Raw genomic sequence first — 22,384 nt, forward strand, 5'->3', positions numbered from 1 at the left:
CCCCTTCAAAGATCGTATTTTCGCCCTTTTTAAAGAGTTCCGATTTCGGATAATAATTTATAGATATGTTCAGCCAATTCTTTACTTAAGGTCCCTGCTCCGCAGCTCGGCGTGATCATGCTCTGCTGCCGAAGCCTGGACTCATCCACGCCTCGTTTGACAAGTTCTCTGATATTTCCGTCCAAACGTCTTTTGATACTCTCAGCATTTTCCTCCCAGGCTTTATTGCTGGTAGGTACAATCCCCCAGGAGATAACCCCCCCGCGTTCCAGAAATTCTGCAACGGACTCCGCTAAAACCATCATACTCGTCATGAAACCATAAGCATCGAAATTTACAACGTTAATCTTAGAATCAAAAACCAAGGTCCAATCCATTCCCGCACAGACATGAACACCAGGGATTCCGTTTTGCCGAAGAATTCCATCGGCAATAGAATTCAATTCGTCAATAAGCTGCGTTCTGTCGAGTGTGACATGAGTCGAGGCCCCAAAGGCATAAAGGCCAGGGTCATCGATGGTCATCAGCACCGGCAGACCAAAGGCTTGGAGTCGTCTCGTCTGCCACTCTGCATGCATTGCCAGATTCTTGACCAGCATATCCCTCAGAACTTCATCATAATAACAGGGCTTTCTGTTATGATCTGTTATCTGCATTCCTAAAGTCAACGAACCGCTAAGCTGACCCTTTAGAAGCACTGCCTTGCGAGTACCCCTCTCTTCCAAGTCCCGGCAAAATAAATCGAACCCCTCCCCGCTCGACGTGTTAAAGCCAAAATTTTGCAGGGCCTCTTCGTCCCCTTCCTGAGCTCTCAAATAAAGCTCATAGAAAGAAGTCATTCGCTCCATCCAATCTGCCGCTTCGGTTTGAAATTTCGGGACACTAACATTTTCAACAACCCTCGTTGTGAACAAAGCATTAAGATATTGGGCAACAAAAGAACTTTCATCCCCCAGACCGGGAAGTTGAGGCCAATGAGGTGCACGCGGAATATTCGACCAGATTAAAGATAAAGCTTCTTCGCCCTTAATATGAGGAACACTGCCGACTCCCGAGACTAAGAAGTTAGGTTTAAACTCGACATTTTTCAATGACTCAACCCCTTTCCATTTAATTGCCATATGTTATTAATCATAACACAAACCCAGAAACAATCACTGTCTTTTCACTAAAGTCTTACAGAGTTAGATTGTAAATGAATTTCATTAAAAAAGAGACTTTAGCATTGATAATAAATTTAAGTTCTGCAGCAAATGCCACAAATAAATCCCATCAGCGAAGTGAACTGCTCCCCAGATTAAAATAAAACCCACAATAATTCCTGGAACCAAGATGAATGGCAGGTAATGCCCCCCTACCCGATGGATGTCATGGACACGCAGCGGGAACAGAAAGCAGCTGAACACAAAGTAGGCAAGCAAAGGAATATAGGCTGGAATTCCCCAAGGCAGCGCTGCCCAAGCAAAAGCAACGATCACCGCAAAATAATAGCGTCGTTCGAGCCAAAAAAGGACGCCCAAGACATGAGGAGCATTCGGCATACGCGGAGATGCAATACCGACCTGCAGCAACCTTAGCAGCATTCCCAGCATACTCAGCACCCCCCATATCAGCCAAGGGGACTGCACTTGCAGCAACTCAACTCCCGGCCACAAATGGACGAACCAAGGACTAAAGTTTGTTGGAATGTAATACAAAAGCGAAGTGATTAACCCGCCAATTAACCCTTCCCGGGCTAAAACAAGCAATCCGTTCCACAGCCAGGCCGTGCGCAAACGCCTTCGCGGCCTAGCAGTTCCAATCTCTTTGTAACGCCAAGTGACCGATCGGATATTCATCCAAGTTAAAAAGATCATCAACAAGGCCCAGAATCCTGAAATTAGGGATTCCTTTTGCCAAGAAGGTTTGGTCAGGCTCGCTGCTTTTGCCTCAACCTCTCCCCAGGCCCCTCCGATTTTATCACCTTGTATAGCCAGCGACTGCCCATCGGGTAATCCGGTCATCGAACTTGGCTTGGTCTTAATGGCAAATGCCAGATCGGGTTGAACCTCTGCAGCCGCTTGCCGGGAAAAGGCCTGAGCCGCTGAATCCGAATCCAACCCCTTACTCACAGTCCAAGCCCAAAGAGAAGGATGGATCATCTTTTGCGAAGGATCCTTTAACACATCCCCCAGTTTAGGAAGACGTCCGGAAGGAACTCCGGCAACAGGCAGCTCAGCCCAAATACCCATCCCTGTGCGATCAGCAGCCTCCAACCAAAGGTCGTCAGGATACTGGCCAATGAAATAGATCAGATTAATTCCTTTGCTTTGTTCGCCTTTCAGCCAGGAATCCAACGGACCGGCGTGACGAATCTTATATTCCTCATCAGGAGTTAAAGCCTCTCCTTTAATGGCAAGCACTTGGTCGTTTAAAACCCATTTACCGGAGGAAAAAGCAATAGTTCGCAGACCTATAGGGATTGCTAAATCATCAATATCTCCCATATTGTTTGTCACCGTTAAATGAAGCTGATAGAGAAAGGGAGATTGAGGAGTCCAGCGCCGGGCATCCGGTACCGTAAAGCTGAGAGAAACGGGTTGGTGATCCCCATTATTCTGAGACTGAACCGTGATCGTCTGCTCGGCGACACCTGCCGAGCCATCAGAGAGTACTCCGTAAACCGTCCAAGGTCCGTCTGAGGTAAAACCATGGTGCCACAGGTCTGTCTTAATCGTAATTTGAGCAGTAGTTCCATTCCAAGTGACACCTAGCTGCGGCTCAGTCAACGTCGTTTCAACAACGGCTTCCAAACTGACATCCCCGGTAATTCGGCCGGATTCCGGCCAAGCTGAACCAAATATCATAGTTCTTTGCTGGCTGCTTGCGGAAAGTGCAACAATTAAAATATTGTCTGCGCCGTAGCGAAACGCTTTAGGAGGTATTTCTACAATATCAGTCCCGCCGCTCCCCTCAAATTCGCCGATTTTTTCAGGGCTGGAATTTCCATTTAAGTAAATAGCCGCATGCCCTTGCACCCCTTTCAAGGTCAAGAGCATAGTCCTGGAAGTCCATTCTGAAGGAACGCGAAAACGCTTTGCCCCTATTGAAAACATTTCACTTGAAGGCATCGTCAAGGGACGCCCTCCGGTTAACAGGGATTGATTATTCTGCCCTTGGACACGTTCGGATTCAGTGGTCCAGGCCTGGCGCAGAGAGGAAAATCGATCCCAGGTTCCATTTAAAGTTTGCGTGTAACGGCTTGAACTTATCACATTATGATTCACTTGAAGAGATATGCCTGCCGGATTACTCCAGTTCCACCAGAGCAGACCAATTAACAAAACAAAGACAGTTAAAAAAATAATAATGCGCCGATTAAACATAATCGCTCCTTAAAACCTAGAAGATTTTTACCGTTTTATATTCGTGCAAAACATTAAAAACCCTTGCCTCTATAAAAATAAACCCACTTGACATTTAGCAGCATAGCCACCTTTGCCAATGGGTTTAATTACACTTCCCAAACCGATTGTTTAGTTCAGCATTTCACTCTTATTACACTCAGGACAGATCCCATAGAGCTCCAATCTGTGTCCAAGAATGGTAAACCCGGACTTTTCCTGCGCCTCCTGAGCGATATCAATGAGGGGACGATGAAAATCCACTACTTTACCGCATTTGGAACAGACAATGTGATAATGGTTTTGAGGATTACCGTCAAAGCGACTAGACATATCCCCGTAAGACAATTCAAGAAGATGTCCATGGACTTTGAGCATGTTTAAAGTATTATAAATAGTCCCCAGACTCACTCCAGGAAACTTCGCTTTAACATGATGGTAAATCTCATCAGCCGTGGGATGGGATGTGGTGCCAAGGAGAAATTCTAAAATCGCCTGCCTCTGGGGTGTAAAGCGAACACCTTTATCCTTTAATTGCTTGAGAATTTCTATCGCATCCAATGATAAACCCCCCTTCCTTTGTAATTTATAATAACTTTTAATTAGATTTTAAACTAATGTAAGTTTTTTGTCAATGAAAAAGGAGAGCATTAACTCTCCTTCTGAGAACCTGAATCGTTCCAGATTAATTAAGCTGGATTTGGCGCTCCGACCGGGCAGACACTGGCGCAGGAACCGCAATCAATACAGAGATCTGCATTAATAACGTATCTATCGTCGCCTTCGCTAATTGCAGAAACTGTGCATTCTCCTTCACAAGCTCCACAACTAATGCAATCGGTACTAATAACATATGCCATGAATTACATCCCCTTTTTCTCCAACTTCAAAGTCAATATACCAAAGCTAAAGAAAAAAGGCAAGCATAAAAACAATATTTCAGGGCATAATCTATAATTTATTTCTAAATTATAGATCTCGATCCGGACGGTAAGGTACTTGGTATAATCGACGCATACAATGCGAGCAATAAGGCAAAACCCGATTACTCACATGATTTCTTCGAAAAAGAACATGTTCCAAATCTTCGTGTTCAAAACCACAGGCTCTACATTTTTCTAACATTTTTCTTCCCTCACTTTGTGTAATTGAGAACAAATAGTTCATATATAGTATGCTCTATTTGCCTGAATAATAAACACTAAGTGTTCAGAATTGTTGGTTCATAATCTGAGCCAAATGACCCAGAGTATAGCATTCAAACATTTGACAGAATGGAAGAAATGCTTTGACATAAGGAGTTTCCTGCCAACGACGCTTCGGAAGAGTATTCAGCCACAATATTTCGCGGACACGGCGTCCGGTTTGCTCTAATAAAGACGCTGCCTTTTCTCCCTCTAAAGTCTGGGCGTCACTGACGATTAATAAGAGTGTTTGCTTAGAAAGAACTTCTGGAAATGTTTGGTGGAGACTTCGCAAGGCATTGGCGAAATTTGTTCCTCCTCCCCATTCTTTTCCAGAAATTTTCAAAGTCTCTTTAACCAGTTCTTCAAAAGTTTGTCCTTTTTTCAATTTCCCTGACAAAGGAACGAGAGCTTCGCCAAAGGCAAAGGTTTTGATCCCGTTCACTACGTTGGATAGGCCATAAACAAATTGCCAAATAAACTCGGTATATTTAAGCATGGACCCCGAAATATCACAGAGCAGGACAATTTTGGGTCTTCCCCGGCGGCGTCTGCGGTAGCTCCGCTTAACAAGCACTCCACCATACCGTAAATTTCTCCGCAGCGTTGAACGCATTTCCAAGCCGCCCCGCCGTCGATCCGCACGATAACGCCGTGTTACCTTACCGGCCAGCCGCTTGCTAAGACGATGAATTAGGCGAGTTACTTCAGGCCATTCCTCCGCAGATATTTTTTTTAAATCCCGACTTAAAACTTCAGCCTCTCGTTCCCGTAAAGCGCGTTCAACTTCAGAAAAAACACCGTCTGTAGAACCGGGAGCGAGAATCGGTTCCTCTTCATTCAATTTTTTTCGCCAGTATTCCAGGGATCCACGCAAAACCCGTTCAACCATAGGCTGATACGTATGATCAACCGGAATCCCGCTTTTAGTTCCCTTTGAGGATTTTTCCAAAAAATCTCTGAGACGCTGTTTATCTATTTCAGGAAGACTTGCATAAACAGCCCGCTGTTCTTCAGTTATCTCCAGTTCATTTCCCTGAAAACGCAATTCTTGCCTCGCGCTCTCCATTTGTTCATTCCATTGGTTAGCTTTCTCTGCGGTTTCCTTCTGCCAAGTCTCTTTTTGTTCCAGGCTGGCAAAATAGGCTCGAAAGGCCTCTTTAAATACAGGTATATGGCGGACATTCTTGACAAGGGTTGCCTGCAGTACGGCCTCTACCTCGTTCCTATCCGCCATCCCCACCAAAGTTAACCCTCGGGAGGCATCGAAAATCTCCGAGGGACTAATCTTTAATCCTAACGATCTCAACAATTGAGCAAATTCTACTAGATGACGATCTAATTCACTTGCCCTCTCAACCTTATTTTCCATGAGCATGCCTTTCCGCTTGTCCCAGTTTGCTCGATTCAAAGAGAAGACGCTCTGCCCCCATCTCACGGTAAAATAGTTCTACATCATCCTGACTCTTTAACAATAAGGTCAAAGTAGCCTCTACCCATGCAGGATCCAAACCGGTTTTCCCCATAACCAGCAGCGCCTTGGCCCAGTCCATAGTTTCTGAAACTGAGGGAACCTTATTCAAAGAAAGCCTTTCACGCAGAATATGAACGGCACGGGCCACTTCCAAAGCCAAACGTTCCGGTAAATCCGGAACTTTTTTGCGTAGAATACGAACTTCTTTGTTCACCGATGGCGGGGCGACATTGAGAAAGACACACCGTCTCTTTAACCCGTCGGAAAGCTCCCTTTCGCCATTGGAGGTTAAGACAACCAGAGGACGCTCTTTAGCCCTAATGGTACCCATTTCAGGAATTGATACTTGAAATTCCCCTAATAATTCAAACAGGAACGCCTCAAATTCTGAATCCGTCTTATCGATTTCGTCCACTAACAAAACACTCTTCTCCGGACTCAAGAGTGCTTGCAGCAATGGTCTTGGCAGTAAATACTCTTGGGAAAACAAATCTTCCTCTTCTAGTTTTTCCCGACTCATTTGAATCCGCAGAAGCTGCCGCTGATAGTTCCACTCGTAAAGAGCTTTCGTTTCATCCAACCCTTCATAACACTGCAAACGAATCAAAGGCGCCTTTAAAACCTGACTGAGAACTTTGGCAATTTCCGTCTTACCCACACCCGCCGGTCCTGAGATCAAAAGGGGTTTCCCCAGCTCTGCGGCTAGGTATGCAGTAAGTGCGATCCGGTCATCTCGTTCAGTGATATAGCCTACTTCTTCTAATGCATCTTCAAACTGATCTAGAGTCATCTGCACCTGGACCTCCCCGTTTTTATATTAGGAATCGCGATAATTCCCTTTTTCAAAATCTATTCCGGTCCGTGTTCTTATCCTTACATCGTTTACTTCAAATCACCCTCGGAACTGCAACTGCACTTTCGTATACTTTTTCATACTCCCGGACTGCCCGCTCCACCGGAAACATTTCTCGTGCCCAATGGACAGCCTGTTCGGAATATTTCCTATATAGCAATTCGTCGGAGAGCAGTTCTAGGACCGCTTCACTCATCCCTTGGATATCTCCGACATCTTTAAGAAAGCCTGTCCTTCCATGCTGCACGACTTCGGGCAATCCCCCGACTCGACTGGCTACCACCGGAACACCGCAAGCCATTGCCTCAAGGGCTACTAACCCGAAGCTTTCCTGCTCTGAGGGGAGAAGAAACACATCCACCATCTGGAGAATCTCTTGAACACTCTCCTGTTTGCCTAAGAATTGAACCTTCCCTACCAATCCTAGTCTTAGTACCTCCCGTTCGACCCGGCTCATTTCAGGTCCATCCCCCACAAGCAAAAGGCGGCATTCTATCCTTTTCTCCACCTGAGCAAAGATATTAACGACATCAACCACCCTTTTTACCTCTCGGAAATTGGAAATATGCGCTAAAATCCTTTCTCCATGCGGGGCAAAATGCCTTCTGCACCGTCCAGCCGAACAACCCAGAGAAAAATATACTTTGGGATCAATGAAGTTGTGAATAACGTGAATTTTCTGATCTGTTTTGCCAAAGGTTTCTACCGTTTCCTGGGCAAGAGCGTGAGAAACGGCAGTTAGACGGTCACTGGCTCTCAGGGCTAAGCGCGTCAATTGAAAAAACTCTTCATGGGCTCCAACTAAGGTAACATCGGTCCCATGCAAGGTCGTAACCAAAGGCAAAGGCCTTGTCATCATTTGGACGGCCAAATAGCCGCTAATACTGTGGGGAATAGCATAATGAGCATGGATAACATCCAGTCCAACGTAATTGGCAACCTCGACGATTTTATTGGCGAGCAGCAACGTGTAGGGTGCCGTTTTAAACAAGGGATAACTAACTTCGGTTACTTCATGAAAAAAGAGTTGTTCGTGATAGCGATGCAAGCGAAAAGGGCGAGACGAAGAGATAAAGTGGACTTCATGACCTCGCTCACCCAGTGCGTATCCAAGTTCTGTAGCGACAACTCCGCTTCCTCCATAACTCGGGTAACAAACCATTCCAATTTTCATTCTGACACCCTCTTTGAATCCCGTAAAGTTTAAGCAAACCAAAATGGCAAATTTCAGGGGGTCATATCTTCAAAGCCTATGGGCATGGCATCTTGAATGGCTTCTCCAATGATCTTCTGGATATCATTAACCATTCGGGACACTTCAAACTCAGCTTCCAGATACTCTCTCGCCGCCGGATTAATGCTTAACAGACTATATAACCGTTCAAGCTCTTGCTGCTTTTCCTCGCTGACCTCATTCTCTAACATTTGTGCTTCACGAATCTCCCATTGTTTCAATTGGAATTCCTTAACCATCTTATGATTATTTTCATCACTCATAACTTTCGCCTTTGATTTGTAGAACTGCTTAAATTCAGCGGATTCTTTGAGTGTACGGGCCAATTCACGGGCCAAATCATGAGCTGCCATTTCTTAACCCCTCCTATCTCCTTACCTCTAAACGATTGTCAATATTATATATAAATTTGCGGTTCGAAACAAATACTTATCTCTAAAATCACAAGCTATTAAGAACCAGTTCCTCTAAGAGATCAAAAGCCTGTAAGCGGCTGTAAGCTAACAAGTCCTGCCATTGATCCTGGGTAATTGTCCAAGGACAGTGTACCGCCCTCCAACTGGCAAACCCTAAAGGGTTTCCGCCATACATTTTTTCCAAGCGACGTTGGGCTAGGCTGATGATTCCCGGCGCGTGACAATTAACCGTAATGGGTTCGAGACATAAGACCGGTTCCTCCTCATAGGTAACAAGCAAGAAAAACTTAATAAGTTGTTGGATGCTTACCTTGTCTCGAATTATTTTCCCCTCCAGAGAAACCGGATCCGGCCGCAAGATTCCGCCAATTTGTTCCCAAAAATGCCGTTCAGCCGAACTATTAATCGAGGCACAAACTCCCACTGCACCCATTTGCCCCGCAAATCGGATGACAAACCGGGCAAAATCGAAATCAGATGCCCCTTTAAGCTCTATACCATCAATAAGCACAAGCCGTTCTGCGTTGTGCAGCGTCAGGGCCCCGGCTCCTTCCTCGCCCATATGAACTATGTTAAATCCAGGCAGCCTTCGGATCTCAGGCTTCAACTCAGTTCCCTTTTCTGTCAGAAAAGCCCCTAGGGCTAAGGTCCAATCCTCTAGACCTTCTTCATTCCAATCTGATTGAGGATTAATTTCTATTTCCATCCAAGGCATGGACATCTCTCCTTTACAAAGCACTACACTCTGTAGTGTTGCACCGGAAAGCGCAGTCTATGCTCAGCGAATTGGGTCGTCAGCGCAGCCTTTCAAGCAGCGTCCAATCGCGCTCTCGAAAATCATAGAACAGCAACCAGATTATTTTGAAATCGGAAGGCGGGACAATGATTCTGGAAGCATAGAGTTCAAAATCCAACATGTGAAAGATTGGAGATACTACTCGAATCAAAAGAGCTAAAGGATCTTGGTGACAGTACCCCTTTGCCTTTTCGCTCTTTTGCTGAAGCAAGGCATTCAACCGCCGGATATATTCTTCAATATATTCCGGAGGATGACTCTGAGCATGTGACCTGCCAAATATCGCTCTCGCTTCTTCGGAATCGTAAAAGAGATGCGTAACTTCGACTCCTAAACGGCTGCCGTCCTGTAGATTCTCGATTACTATATCCGGCCGGTCCGCATGCTGAACAATCTTATACTCTTTTCCTTGTTGGCTGTTTAAGAGTTTCACTAAGGCCTGTGCGGCACCTTCTTCAATTAGCCATTTTTCATTAAGCGAATAAGACAAGGCACCTCCCCCCTATTCCAAGGTATAGTTTACTTTAGCGAAGCCCCTAAACCCCGTAACGTTTCTTACTCCGATCTGACGCAGGATAAGAATCGCTTCATCAAGGTCCCGGCCAACAATTTCTGCACTATGAGCATCCGACCCCAGTGTGAAGTCAATCCCTCTTCGCTTAATTTCTTCCATAAGCCGTCTTTCCGGGTAGAATTCCCGAACAGGCTTGTAGCGTCCATTGGTATTAACTTCTAAAGCCAGCCCCTGCTCAGCTGCCGCAGTTAAGGCTTCATCGGCAAGGATTAAGATATCTGAAGTGGGTCTGATCCCAAAAATTTTGATAAGATCGAAATGGCCTATCGTCGTAAATAAGCCGCTTTGAGCAGCCCTTGTTACCAAGTCAAAATAGTCCCGGTACAATCTGTCCGCTTCCTTTTGGCGATGCATAGGTTCCTCTTCCGGATAATCAAAGGCCCAGCCCCCAATTTCATGAACAGACCCTATTACAAAATCAAAGGGATATTGACTCAGCAAGTTTTTAATTCTATCTTCTTCATTCGGACGGTATTCCGCCTCCAAGCCGATTCGAACCTCCAACCCCGGAAATTCTCGGGCCACTTCTCGAATCAAAGGAAAATTCATCTGGTCCCAGTAATAATCGTGATCAGCAAATCCTATTTCTTTTAATCCTTTGCGGGAGGCTTCCTTTAAAAATGCCCGGATATTTTCCTGATTGGCTTCACGATCATTATGCCCCAGAAGATGCACATGTAAATCTAACATCTCTTACTCCCCCCTCTCGCGTCTTTATAGCTTTTGCACCCCGGTCTTCAACAGAAGGTAGGGATGCAAACTCAGGTCAGACCGAGCTGCCTTAGTCGTCGCTGCCGCCAGATCCCTAAAAAAATTCCCTGATAATTTCACATCAACTTTCCCCACAATCTGTCCCTTTAAAATTCGCAGACTATGAGGCGCGCTGAGAGAATAGGATCCCGCCACTGCATCTTGGGTATGTAATCCCAGGACCGATAAAATTAAGACACCATCCTCTACGGTAGACAAGATTTTATCCCATGAATCTTCAACGCTATACTCAAGATATAGTCCCGATGCTCCTTGGGGCAGCCCTGTCGGTTTTAAACCCCAACGAACAGAATCTTTGACTCGGAGAAAAGGAGTTTGAAGTTTTCCCTCTTGCACCAGGGACGTCCGCTTGGCCGGCACTCCCTCCGAGGTCACCAGATACGACCCCAATTCAAGAGGCCGCAGAGGATCTATCGTCAGGGAGCACTGGGGGTGAAATACTTCTTTATGCTTTTGAAAATTATCCTGAGAAAATGCTCCTTGTCCCTCCATCACCCGCTCGCCGGAAAAATTGGGTACAATAAATTGGCCCAAAAATTCCCCGGTCAGTGCAGGAGCAAAAATCACCTGAGTTTCAGGAGTTACATCGGCCGCCTCTTTATTCATGGCTTCATACCGTTGGACGGTTTGATTCCATAGTTTTTTCTGCTCTTCCGGACGAATAAGCCTTCGCTTGGCAAACCCGCCTCCGACTAAGCTGTCGAAGGAAAACCAGGAAACAAATTGAGATTGTTGATACGTTACCGCAAGACCTGAGGAAGTTCGAACATTCCTATATCCCCAGGCGGCTTGAATGCTGCCTTGCATTTTAGCCTTCTCCGGCTTTTCCTGAAGCCACTGTTTGGCAAGGTCAAATAAGACCTCATCATCTCCTTCGATAATTTTACGAAGAGCTTCGTCCTCAACAGCCACAAGGGGTAAAGGTTCAGGAGCCGGAATATGAGCAGCGTCGGGATCAGTATAAGAAGCTTGCTTCCAATGTTTCATTTCCTCTATCCAAAACTCTGAGGACGTATGAGGATGCAGCTGGACCGAAGCTTCGCTGCAGGTTCCATCGGACCAGACTAAGAAAACTTCCCCGCTTTCTCTCTGTCGATAACTTGGCGGAGTATACACCCCACCAGGCGAATTATCCTTAATCCCCAAAGAGATTACTTGCGATTCATTGACTAAAATACGCCAAGCGGATAAGCGCAGGGCCTCATCCTGAGGTGCCGTTTGAAACTGGTAGAATAGCTCTTCTAATTGTGCAACGAGTTTCATCCCTGTGTTCCTCCCAAACTGACTTGCTGATCAGAATCCATAAGCAAATAACGATGACTGCCGCCGCTTGAAGGAACCGATTGGCCGCCTTTACCGCAAGTTCCAATAGCGTCGAAACAACCTTCACCCAGACCACCCCTAATGGCCTCCAAAGCCGAGAGGATTTTCCCGCTAAAAATTGAGGGTTGATAAATTGGCAGCTGAGGGTCGGCGACATCGATAATACCATCACATTGAAAAACGAAGTCTCCTGTTTTAGGATTAACCTGCCCGCCCCGATATCCTAATAACAACAGATTCTTCTCACCTTCCGACAACTCATCGTTTTTCAAGAGGATCTCGCGAATTGACTTCACTTCATCCATCAGAGACAACGCCGGCGGTAAAGGAAGTTGACGATCCACCAACAAACGAATATTACTCATACGTGGCAATGGAACATTGGCATAACTTTCTGCCCGCCCAGCCCCGGTCACAGGCATGCCGGCTTCTTCAGCTGAGAAAACATCTCCGAGTCCGGCTTCCAAGACACCATTTCGCACAATGGTCACCGTTTCTCGCAAAAGTCCATTGGCAGAGTAGGGTTGGTAAGCCCAATCTCCAAGCAGTGGTCCATCAATAATATGTACACCGGGTCTCGCTACCCGCAGGCCTTTCCGTAGTTTTCCCTTTTCGCCGAGTACTGACTCGTTCATATGATCCGATTCTACTGCATGCCCAAAAGCTTCATGGGCCAAACCTTTCGCCAAGCCATAATCTATAATGAGGGGATAATGACCGCTTGGCAGCTGGGGAGCAGTGCACACGGCTTGAGCAAACTTGGCCCGGTCTATAGCCTTTACTTCCAGGTTGTGATCCTTCATTTCCTGATGAAGGATCATGGCATCCATGCCACTGCGATGAATGAGTGTACTTTGGGCTTTTCCTTCGGCTCGGACTGTGCCTTGATGCATCAGTACCGCTCTCGGAACTGCGAAGGATACAAGAGTTCCGTCGGTTCTGCCGATACACCATAGTTCTTCAGCCTGTCGATAACTAGTCTGCCATACCGCCTGAGGGTGAGCCGTCTTCAGCCTTGAGTGCAAGGCCATAACCAGTTCTTCTAAATCAGTCAAAGGGATTTCTCCCAAAGATGTTTGCGCAGGATTGACTTCTTCCGCTAAAACCTGGGCAGCGTCCCAAATCTGACGACTTGGCTTTGTCCCCAGAGTTTCATTTCTATGTGCAAGCTGGATTGCCTTTTTCACCAATTGACGCCCCGCATCTTCCTCCAAGATATCTGAACTGGCAAAGCCGGTTGCTCCGCTCTTGGTAAAAGCCTGGACCCCAAAGCCTTGGTCTTCGCCTGTTGAAACCCGTTCCAAACGGCCGTTGCTTAAACGCATACTCCATTCCCGGCGAGACTGGGCCCGCATAATCACATACCCTTCAAACGTTGACGTTTCAGCTAAAACTGCTTGAACGAATGCCCTAAGCTCCTTTTGTTCCACAATTGCCCTCCTGTTTCCCTGAACCTATTTGTTGAGCTATAATTTCCCTTATCAATATGGATATTATACCACAGGGATTATGAAAACACGTCTCTTCTTGCCATTCTATGGCTACCTTGCGGCATAGGGGTCTGATCGTACAAAAAATATCCCGAGTCCTGTATAAACAAGAACGTCTCGGGATACACTTTAATTAGTCTCACGTTTTTCTTTTTTAATCCCCACTCCTCTCTTTTACTTCACTTGCGGCGAAGAAATAATCGTCGCAAGCTTTTTTTTTATGACAGACATTTCACCATAATCTTCCGTTCTTCAACGAAACCGGATTTTTCGTACAAGTGAAGAGCAGGAACATTGTGAGTGCTGCAGGCCAGACCAAGGTAGGAGATATCATGCTGCCGACAGTAATCTTCAGCTGCCTTGAGCAACTTTTTACCAATTCCTTGACCCCGCCATTCCGGCAATACCCCAAAATCCATAATCCATCCTTGATAAACACCGGTTAACTCTTCCCGGGATGAAGGGTGGAGGACTAAATACCCTATGGACCGATTCCTATCAGCTTCTGTACTTGAACTTCTTTCCATATAATCCTCATAATCCTCAGATGTGGCCTCCGCAATAAAAACAATTGACCCGGTCTGTTGGATCCATGTCCAAAAACCTTTAAGAACGGCTTCACGGTATTTAAGAGTTTCCTCCAGGGGCTGTTTGCGCCACGGAGAAGCACTATCCGGTATATTTATTTTTCCCAAGGAATACATAAAAGGCCAATCACGAACACTCCCTTGACGAACTCGCATATCATCACCTCTTAAGTTAAGGTATGCAGGCATCAAGGGAGTGTCACTTTAATACAATCTTTTCTGCAATCGGTTAACGAATCATCCGAAAGAATTCGTCCTTTTATAAAGGTCCCTTACAGCTTTCTTAGACTGTATTTCATGTGTCTTTCTTTAGCAGGTTGTTTCTCAATATGTCTTTTCCAAAACCTTGTACCCAAGTGTCCAATTGATCCCAATTATCTAAAGAGTTCTTGTCGTCTTTCCTTCTCATATACTTTAATTGGCGGTGCTTAAAGCCAATGAACGAATTAGCATTGTGCCTTTCTATGAAAGAAGGTGATCCCTTGTACTTTATCACCCTATCCATTGGACTTGGCCTTTTACTCTGGGGAATGAAGGAATTACGGCAGGGGCTTCAGTCCTTTGCGGGACACCACTTTCGCAGATTCCTCCTTTGGATGACCGCCACTCCATTTCGGGGCTTTTGGACCGGAGGAATAAGTACTGCTTTGCTGCAATCCAGTACAGCTTTAACCGTCATGGCAGTGTCCTTTGTAGATGCCGAACTGCTTCCCTTTGAAAACGCTCTGGCCTTAATACTAGGAAGCAATATAGGGACGACCCTCACGACGCAATTACTTGCCTTCCCCTTAGAGTCTGTTACCCCCTACCTATTGATTCTAGGCGCCCTCGGCTTTCTCTTTATTCCCAATCGAATTCGCTATCTTTTTTTGTCCGTCTTCGGTCTGAGCCTTCTCTTTTTTGCCCTAACTATGCTTCAAGCGGGCATGGCACCGCTCGCCGACAAGCCATTCATCAGGCAGTTTCTTCAGCAGCTGGGAGATAACCATCTCAAAGGAGTTCTTGCCGGAACTCTCCTTTCAGCCTTGCTTCATTCTTCCAGCGCAACAACCGGGATTGTCATGGTACTGACGGAAAATGGCAGGATAACTCTCCCCACCGCACTGGCCTTTATTTTCGGAGCTAATATAGGAACCTGTTTTACCGCCGTCTTTGCTGCACTGGCCAGTTCCAGAGCTGCGCAAAGAGTGGCCCTCTTTCATGTCTTGCTCAACCTTTTTGGTGTTTTGCTGTTTCTGCCTTTTCTCAGCCCCATGGCTGAAGGACTTAAACTAATGGGAGGAAGTCTTTCTCGACAGGTGGCCAATGCTCATACCCTGTTTAATATTCTTTCTTCTCTCTTAGCCTTTCCCCTTCTAGCCAAGTCAGCTCAACTATTGAAAAGGCTTCTTCCTTAAGTCCTTTCGCTGAATAATAATTCTATCTTACTTCAATCCCATAGAGAGACTCTATTAGATCACAAATCCCCGAGGCATCGTCTAAACTAAACGTCGGAATTCCAAGATCAAACGATACATCACTGGCAATAGCTAGCAGCTCTTCCGGCCGACAAAAGAGCTTTTGGTGTACCGATGAGCGGAAGACTTCAATCTTTGGTTTGTCCCCTGACTTATAACCCTCTGTAAAGATCACATCGACACCTTGAATTCTGTCAATGACCTTTTCAAGGGGCTGATCTTCACTGACGCTTTCCATAACTGCGATTTTTCGGGGTGAGCTTATTGCCACGATATCTGCCCCGGCCTGAGCATGCCGCCAGGAATCCTTGCCCGGCTGATCCAGATCAAAACCATGGATGTCATGTTTCAGGGTTCCTACTCTCCAACCCCGCTGCTTCGCCTCGCGAATTAATTTTTCCAGTAGGGTTGTCTTTCCTGAATTAGAGCCACCGCCGACGATAGATATTACAGGAGTTAAAGTTTTCTTTAAGGTTTCGTCCATTTTAATTCTCCCAAGCTTCTATCCAATTTGCCTGCAATATTTCTCCCGGATTCACCGGACCGTGATTTGCCGGCACGTCTACCAGCAGTTGACTGCCAATCATGGAACGAAGAACTCCTGATCCTTGGGCAGACGCCAAATCCGCCCATACTTCTCCGTCTTTAAACACTGCCCTGGCTCTTAAAAAACGCCGTTGCCTTCCTCCCTTAGCAAAACCATTAGCCATTTTGACTAAAATCCCTTTATTCTCGAAACATGAATGACCTGCCAACTTACGCAAGGCCGGGCGTACTAAGAGTTCATAGGTTACTGCGGCGGCAGCTGGATTTCCCGAAAGAGAAAAAAATAATTTCTGCCCTTTGAGCCCTACAGAGGCAGCAGTTCCGGGTTTTAGATTGACCTTCCAGAAAAACATTTCGCATCCAAATTGGGCAAGAGCATGCCGCATAATATCAAAATTCCCTACAGATGCTCCTCCGGTTGAAATCACCATATCTGTATCTGCCATTTTTTCTAAAGCAGCTAATGTATCTTCAATTTGATCGGAAACAATAGGAATTGAGATAACCTCGCACCCGGCATTTTGAAGCATACCGCGCAGTGTATAATTGTTGCTGTTATAGATCTTCGAAGGAAGCAGGGGCTGACCAACATCCATGAGTTCAGACCCGGTAGAAAGTAAACCGACGCGCGGCCGTTTATATACCGTAATTTGATCCCAACCCACCGCTGCCAGGAGGCCAATCGCCGGGGGAGTCAAATAAAAACCTTGCTTTAGAAGAAGTTCTCCTTCCTTAATCTCCTCTCCGCGGCGCACAACATTTTGGCCGGCCATTAGAGGACGCGCGATTTTTATCTGATCACCATCACGTTCCGTATCTTCCTGGCGTATTACGCAATTTGCCCCGGGAGGGATTGGTGCACCCGTATAGATCCTTGCAGCCTCTCCGGTCATAATTCTTCGCTCTGAAAAAGTCCCCGCTGGAATTTCACTCACTACCCTTAATAGCAGAGGCATATCTTCTAACCCCGTAGCTTGATAAGCATAGCCATCCAAGGGAGAACGATCAAAGGGAGGCATATCCATCGGCGCACTTATATCCTGGGCTAACACTCTCTGAAAAGCATTGACTAGGGAAATTATCTCATGTTCCACAGGCTTAGTTGCCTTCAAAACCATTTCCTTAGCTTCTTCTAACTCAATCATAACTTTCATACACATACCATCTCAATTTTTCCTCTCTAAACACTCTTTTCATTATTTTTCTTTAGTGTAACGGCATTCCCAATCAATGTCAAAGGCGTGAAGCGGGGGAGCGCCGTGAAGCGGGGACGGTCCTTTTAACACATTTGTGTTAAAAGGACCGTCCCCGCTTCACGCTCAGCCCGCGTCACCATCGATCTGAAATTACATGGGATTCGCCTTGAGTTTTTCGACTTGAACCCGACCATTCTCTCGGTAAATTTCCAGTTGTTTGCAATCTTCTTCGATTTGTATAATTTCTTTACCAACGGTCACGACCACATTTTGATGGCAATAAGACACAGAAAGACGACTGTCGGAGCCTATTTGAACGTAGGTAGCACTGACTCCTGAGCCGCCTAATTCATTGATCTTAGCATTACCTCCGGCAAAGATTTTCCCTCCCCGGCATACGCCTTCAATGATGACATCTTCCACAATATGAATTTCAGAGTTGTAAATTCCTTTTGAACACTTAAATGAACCGCCGCATTCAACGTTTGCTCCTTGCAAATAAGCAACTTCAAGGGTGATCTTTTCCGGAATCTCAACTGACATATTTTCTACGTACTGTCCCAAAGCTTGGTCAACTCGCTGCAAGGCCGGCACCGATTGTAGTTCAAGAGGTCCCAAACCGACTAAAAACCGTTTCGCTGTTTGAATCGTAACAATGAGTCCTTCAGAAACCATATCGTCATCTTTGTGATCTATTATAAATTTCTCAATTCGTGTACACAGTTTAGGGAGATTGGTATATTGCTTTTCCAAAATCAGCTTCAGACATTGGCCAGGTTTTAGATTACTCGCCCCTGATGCCTTTATCAAGGCAGCCGTATTGGCCAAACAGCTGCTTAGTTGTTCCTTCATATCGGTCAAAGTGCGGAGAAGTTCTGAACGAGCAACAAATTTCTCTCCGATAAAGGTCTTGCCGCCCATAATATTTCCGTATATTTGAGCACCTTTTTCAGCCCTTATTTCCGCACGGGATACCGAACCCTTGATTTCAATTTTTCCTCCCGCAAAAATATGAAGCCCATCTTGAACATTACCATTAACGTAAACATCTCCGGGAAAATCAATACTCCCGGTTGCCAAATCAACATCTTGATTCTGTACAAAAACATTTTCGACCATATATGTCTTTTCGTCCACTCGTACTGGCTGTCCCGAGCATGAGGCGATCACCTCAAGCCCATCCTCCGTAAGATGAGCATTCTTCTTCACTCGGAATTGAAAATCTTTAACAGCAGCTGCACCAAGTTCTTTGCCAAAAACATCTTTGCCTGGTATTCCCGGTTCTCCCGGTATTTTGCGAGCAAGGACAGTCCCTTCTTCAACCAATTTAACTTTAGAAGCGAAGAAATCAATTTTATCATCATCCTCAGAAACAACATTTTTCTGAGGATCGCCCACAAAGTCTTCCAGCTTAGCGTGCTGTGGCGGAACCGGCAGGGTGGCTTCAGCCACAATAACCTCACCGGTTCCTTCAACGGACATAATCTCCGTCCAGCACTGAGGTCGACGTCCATAGACAACCTTCAATTGATCCAAGTCCGAATTCAACTTTGCTTCGTCCCATTCATTGTTGCCGTTGGACAAGGTCTCCCAACGAGCAAATTGCGCTAAATCAAAAATTTCCTGGGTCAGAAGTTCATCCGGAAGCAGATAACGTCCCGGTAGTTCATGCTTTACTTTCGCCGCAACGACCAATCCTTGTTTACGAACTTCTAATTCCCACGTTAATTGTCCGCTTTGTTCATAAGGATAAAATTCCACCTCATCACCCTGGTTGACATAAAAAGGCTTGTCCTGGAGTTTACCATTCAGATTGACTTCTCCGGCCCGTGTAAAGGGTGCAAATCTTTTAACCCCTTCACCAAAAATAAATTTATATTTATCCTCAACTCGAGTAACTTGCGTAGATATTAAATGAGAATCTTCGGGAGCTTGATCTATCTTTTCGTTCCAGGTTAATCGCACCTTCCATTTTCTAGAGAGAAAACGAGGTTTTTCTAATACTTCGACAGTGATTTCTTCTTCTGAAAGTTTGAGCTTAGAGACCCACTCTTGTTTAATTTCTTCGAGCGAGCTACCCTGTACGACTTCTTCTGGCATCTTTATTCTCCCCGCTTTTTGTAAAATTGCCTTTTATTTTACCATATCAGAAATTTCAATAAAACCACATAGGTCAATAGTCCCAAAGTCCCAAATTGTCTAGCATTTTTTCACTAAATTGACTTGCCAAGTAAACAAAATATTGATCCCCCTCTAAGACCCCGCTTCTCTAAGTGGGGTTACTCCTTCGATTTCTTCAGTGGGTATAGTGTCCTCCTCCACCAAGCCTCCAGATCCGGCTTCAGCTGAGCGAGTTTGCTCTGAACCGAAAACGCTAAATGCCGTGGAATTAATCCCATTTGGATCCAGACTGTTGCCCGGAACTTTAGGAATAGGTTTAGCGGGAGTTGGAATAGTAGGTCGTAGCAAATCAACCGGCTCTTTGTCGATCACTCGATCAGTAGTTATCCCTCTCTGCAAATTACTGACTACTTTCTTAACCTCCATAGGATCTACTTGCCAATAACTAATCCTGTTAACCTCTAGGAATGTCCCCGGTAAGGTCTGAGAAATCACATTCGAGCTTTTAAAAGTGACCGCTGTCTTTGCTAAGGCAAATATGTCTTTAGCAGGCAAATTTGTCTGGACTGATTGCATTAACTCCGGAACAAGGTATGGCAATTTTGGCAAAGTACTGAGCTGGAACATTTCTTTGGCCGCTGCCTTTAACACGATCTGCTGTCTGGCTGTCCGCGATATGTCTGATAATGCATCATGCCGAAAACGAGCATATTGTAAGGCCTTCTCGCCGTCAAGACGCTGGATGCCTTTGTGCAGGTTAATGTATCCATCTACCTGGTCCCCTGTCTCATAATACATATTTTTTTCTACATCAACAGTAACTCCGCCTAAGGTATCTATAATTTTCTTGAATCCTTGGAAATTCGTCAGAATGTAACCCGAAACCTCTTCGCCGGTTAAATCCTCCACAACTTTTTGTAATGCCTCCAGATTTTCTAACATGGCAACTGCATTAATCTTTACATAACCATGCCCTGAAAGATAAATTCTCGTATCCCGAGGAATAGAAAGTAAGCTTATCCTCTGAGTTTCGGGGACAAGACTCACAAGTATGATGGAATCTGTATTGAATTTCGTTTCCTCGAATCTCTGATCAGTCCCGATGAGCAAGATGTTCACCGGATTGGACAAACCTTCGGATGAGGAATTAAGGGAATTCCCCTTTGACAAAGTTTTTCCCGTAGTACTTAATCCTTTATAACCAAATCCATGAGCCAAAAATCCACAGATTCCGATAATTAAAAGAAATGTGACCAACCTTTTCTGCACTAAGAACAACTCCAATAAACGTCTTTTTTTATATCATAACCAAATTTAGGATAATAAACTAAATTCGCCCTATTCTATGAAAAAAAAATCTCAGAAACCAAAGTTCCTGAGATGAATTGAAAGCTATTATAACAAAATTACTTGTTCTTGAAAATCGCCAGTTAAAGGAAGTTCCGCAATTCGCTCAATAAAACCCTCTCCATATAACACTACAAAATAGAGTGGATTCAAGACTCGTTCCTGTCTCTCCTTATTGGGTGCGATTCCGGCTTCTAACTTCTGTAGGCGATTGAGAACACTGCCGTATTTCTTTCGTTGAGCCTGCCATAGCTTCTTTCTCAAGTATTCTATTTGATAACCTACCTTCTCTTCATTACGAGTTAGTAACTCATGGACATTCGAATGAATTTTCTCGAGAGGCTCCAGTTCTTTATAACCTTTTTCGATTGCTGCTCTTAAACACTGTAAGCGGTTGTCTATCTCCAGTGAATCCTGATCACGAAGGCAGCGTTCTTTGTGAGCCTCAAGCCCCTGATATACATCCCTTAAAGTTAAGCCTTCTCGATTGAGGGTTTTCTGCCAGGAAGGCGTCAGGATCACCCCCGAGAAACGGGGAAATAAGATTGGCATATTAAAACCAAAGGTTGAGAATACTTGTCCCAATTGGGCCCAGTAATTTAATTCCCCAGGCCCCGGAACATAGGCTAAAGTGGGAAATAAAAACTCCTGAACAACCGGCCGTGTCACAACATTGGGAGAAAACATTCCAGGACTCTTCCTCAGCAAGGCGTTGAGCTCATCGGTATCCAACATTTCATCCGAGCCTCTCAAATAAAACCCTTGACCTTGATTTAAAATCGCCCTGCGCTCAGGTTTGGCCAGGAATAAGTTTACTTCTCCCCCCAGGGGCTGAATTTGGGCCTGAAACCCAAGATCCACCCAAGCCTTTGTTCTTTGAGTGAGTGCTTCCCGTACATCAACGTATATTTTTATGATCTGTTCATACATTGGAGCCGCTAATTGTTTGAATTCCGGCAACATTGGATCAAAAAATATAAGTCCCCATCGTTTAAGCAGCCATTGTAGTGTTAAAGCAAACCATTGAGTCAAATTCTCAGCTTGTTCATGAAATTGACGACAATGCTGGAGTACGTATTTTTTAAATTCGCCTTCCGGCAAATCGAAAAGCTGCTGCTCAATAGTATCCCAGGCCGGAACTGGCTGATGTCCCACTGATCTCCCTCCGCCATCACCCGGAAGGCTGCAAGAAATAATCTTATCTTCAGAATTAAGAAAGAACGTCTTATGTATTTCTAACCAATCGTGGTCTTCGCCGGCTATCCAAAAGATAGGTACCACGGGCCGTCCCAGTTTTTTTCGCTGCTCTTCAGCAAGCCGAATGACAGTTATGGCTTTAAATAAGGTATATAGAGGCCCGGTTAGCACCCCCGCTTGCTGGCCGGTAAGGACTGCTAATGTTTCCTTATGTCTCAGCTCTTCAATCATCAGAAATGTTTCTCTGTTTGCTCCCAAACCCTCGTGATATTTTTTCAGGATATCTGCCAGCCGTTCTCGCTCATAATTCCTTGAATCCAAATAGTAAGCACGCTGCTCGAAGCTTTCCTGAAGCTTGGGATCTCCGCCGGGAAAAAATAAAGCCACTTGTTCAAAACAAGTAGCCATAGTATGCATTGGATCTCTCATTGTTAT

20 protein-coding genes are annotated in these 22,384 nt (G+C 45.3%); 1 reads left to right on the plus strand and 19 read right to left on the minus strand.

From position 1 onward, the window contains the following. Positions 1-29 precede the first annotated feature (29 nt). From DESACI_RS18010 to DESACI_RS18070, 14 genes are all read right to left on the minus strand, one after another. Positions 30-1,091 (minus strand): methionine synthase, encoded by a 1,062-nt coding sequence (locus tag DESACI_RS18010; RefSeq protein ID WP_014828638.1) that lies wholly within the window; start codon positions 1,089-1,091, stop codon positions 30-32. Between the two features lie 114 nt (positions 1,092-1,205). Next, positions 1,206-3,365 carry a glycoside hydrolase family 2 protein gene (locus DESACI_RS18015; protein WP_014828639.1) on the minus strand — a complete coding sequence of 720 codons (2,160 nt, stop codon included), beginning with the start codon at positions 3,363-3,365 and terminating at the stop codon, positions 1,206-1,208. Positions 3,366-3,515: 150 nt separating this feature from the next. Next, positions 3,516-3,944 (minus strand): Fur family transcriptional regulator, encoded by a 429-nt coding sequence (locus DESACI_RS18020; protein WP_014828640.1) that lies wholly within the window; start codon positions 3,942-3,944, stop codon positions 3,516-3,518. Between the two features lie 128 nt (positions 3,945-4,072). After that, complete coding sequence (locus DESACI_RS23810) at positions 4,073-4,243, minus strand: DUF362 domain-containing protein (RefSeq protein ID WP_014828641.1); 171 nt, start codon at positions 4,241-4,243, stop codon at positions 4,073-4,075. Between the two features lie 349 nt (positions 4,244-4,592). After that, on the minus strand, positions 4,593-5,945 hold the full coding sequence (locus tag DESACI_RS18025; RefSeq protein WP_014828643.1) for a vWA domain-containing protein: 1,353 nt from the start codon (positions 5,943-5,945) through the stop codon (positions 4,593-4,595). Further along, positions 5,929-6,831: an AAA family ATPase gene (locus DESACI_RS18030; RefSeq protein WP_014828644.1), complete on the minus strand. Its 903-nt coding sequence runs from the start codon at positions 6,829-6,831 to the stop codon at positions 5,929-5,931. Before DESACI_RS18030 ends, DESACI_RS18025 begins: the two co-directional genes overlap by 17 nt. A gap of 97 nt (positions 6,832-6,928) precedes the next feature. Continuing rightward, positions 6,929-8,068 (minus strand): N-acetyl-alpha-D-glucosaminyl L-malate synthase BshA, encoded by a 1,140-nt coding sequence (bshA, locus tag DESACI_RS18035; RefSeq protein ID WP_014828645.1) that lies wholly within the window; start codon positions 8,066-8,068, stop codon positions 6,929-6,931. 53 nt (positions 8,069-8,121) lie between these two features. Next, the gene (locus DESACI_RS18040) at positions 8,122-8,481 is read right to left on the minus strand and encodes a YlbF/YmcA family competence regulator (RefSeq protein WP_014828646.1); all 360 of its coding nucleotides are present in this window, start codon (positions 8,479-8,481) and stop codon (positions 8,122-8,124) included. Between the two features lie 88 nt (positions 8,482-8,569). Continuing rightward, positions 8,570-9,259: a hypothetical protein gene (locus DESACI_RS18045; protein WP_014828647.1), complete on the minus strand. Its 690-nt coding sequence runs from the start codon at positions 9,257-9,259 to the stop codon at positions 8,570-8,572. 79 nt (positions 9,260-9,338) lie between these two features. Beyond that, positions 9,339-9,830, minus strand: a complete 492-nt coding sequence (locus DESACI_RS18050) for a hypothetical protein (RefSeq protein ID WP_014828648.1) — start codon at positions 9,828-9,830, stop codon at positions 9,339-9,341. A gap of 12 nt (positions 9,831-9,842) precedes the next feature. Next, a complete protein-coding gene (locus DESACI_RS18055) occupies positions 9,843-10,604 on the minus strand; it encodes a histidinol-phosphatase (RefSeq protein ID WP_014828649.1) in 762 nt (253 codons plus the stop codon). A gap of 24 nt (positions 10,605-10,628) precedes the next feature. After that, on the minus strand, positions 10,629-11,948 hold the full coding sequence (locus DESACI_RS18060) for a metallopeptidase TldD-related protein (RefSeq protein WP_014828650.1): 1,320 nt from the start codon (positions 11,946-11,948) through the stop codon (positions 10,629-10,631). Further along, positions 11,945-13,438, minus strand: a complete 1,494-nt coding sequence (locus DESACI_RS18065; protein WP_014828651.1) for a TldD/PmbA family protein — start codon at positions 13,436-13,438, stop codon at positions 11,945-11,947. Before DESACI_RS18065 ends, DESACI_RS18060 begins: the two co-directional genes overlap by 4 nt. Positions 13,439-13,716: 278 nt before the next feature. Further along, the gene (locus tag DESACI_RS18070; protein ID WP_014828652.1) at positions 13,717-14,241 is read right to left on the minus strand and encodes a GNAT family N-acetyltransferase; all 525 of its coding nucleotides are present in this window, start codon (positions 14,239-14,241) and stop codon (positions 13,717-13,719) included. 281 nt (positions 14,242-14,522) lie between these two features. Between DESACI_RS18070 and DESACI_RS18075 the strand changes: the two genes are divergently transcribed. Next, complete coding sequence (locus tag DESACI_RS18075; protein WP_242833081.1) at positions 14,523-15,482, plus strand: Na/Pi cotransporter family protein; 960 nt, start codon at positions 14,523-14,525, stop codon at positions 15,480-15,482. Positions 15,483-15,504: 22 nt separating this feature from the next. Here the strand turns inward: DESACI_RS18075 and mobB are convergent, their stop codons facing one another. The 5 genes from mobB to bshC form a co-directional block, all read right to left on the minus strand. After that, entirely contained in the window at positions 15,505-16,026 is a 522-nt protein-coding gene (gene mobB, locus DESACI_RS18080; protein ID WP_014828654.1) for a molybdopterin-guanine dinucleotide biosynthesis protein B, read from the minus strand. Between the two features lies 1 nt (position 16,027). Then, positions 16,028-17,242 carry a molybdopterin molybdotransferase MoeA gene (locus DESACI_RS18085; protein WP_014828655.1) on the minus strand — a complete coding sequence of 405 codons (1,215 nt, stop codon included), beginning with the start codon at positions 17,240-17,242 and terminating at the stop codon, positions 16,028-16,030. Positions 17,243-17,434: 192 nt separating this feature from the next. Continuing rightward, positions 17,435-19,384, minus strand: coding sequence for a flagellar assembly protein A (locus DESACI_RS18090; protein WP_014828656.1), 1,950 nt, complete (start codon positions 19,382-19,384; stop codon positions 17,435-17,437). 153 nt (positions 19,385-19,537) lie between these two features. Further along, positions 19,538-20,674 carry an LCP family protein gene (locus DESACI_RS18095; protein ID WP_014828657.1) on the minus strand — a complete coding sequence of 379 codons (1,137 nt, stop codon included), beginning with the start codon at positions 20,672-20,674 and terminating at the stop codon, positions 19,538-19,540. A gap of 126 nt (positions 20,675-20,800) precedes the next feature. After that, positions 20,801-22,378: a bacillithiol biosynthesis cysteine-adding enzyme BshC gene (gene bshC, locus DESACI_RS18100; RefSeq protein ID WP_014828658.1), complete on the minus strand. Its 1,578-nt coding sequence runs from the start codon at positions 22,376-22,378 to the stop codon at positions 20,801-20,803. Between the last annotated feature and the right edge of the window lie 6 nt (positions 22,379-22,384).

This window comes from Desulfosporosinus acidiphilus SJ4 (genome assembly GCF_000255115.2).
GTDB lineage: Bacteria > Bacillota > Desulfitobacteriia > Desulfitobacteriales > Desulfitobacteriaceae > Desulfosporosinus > Desulfosporosinus acidiphilus.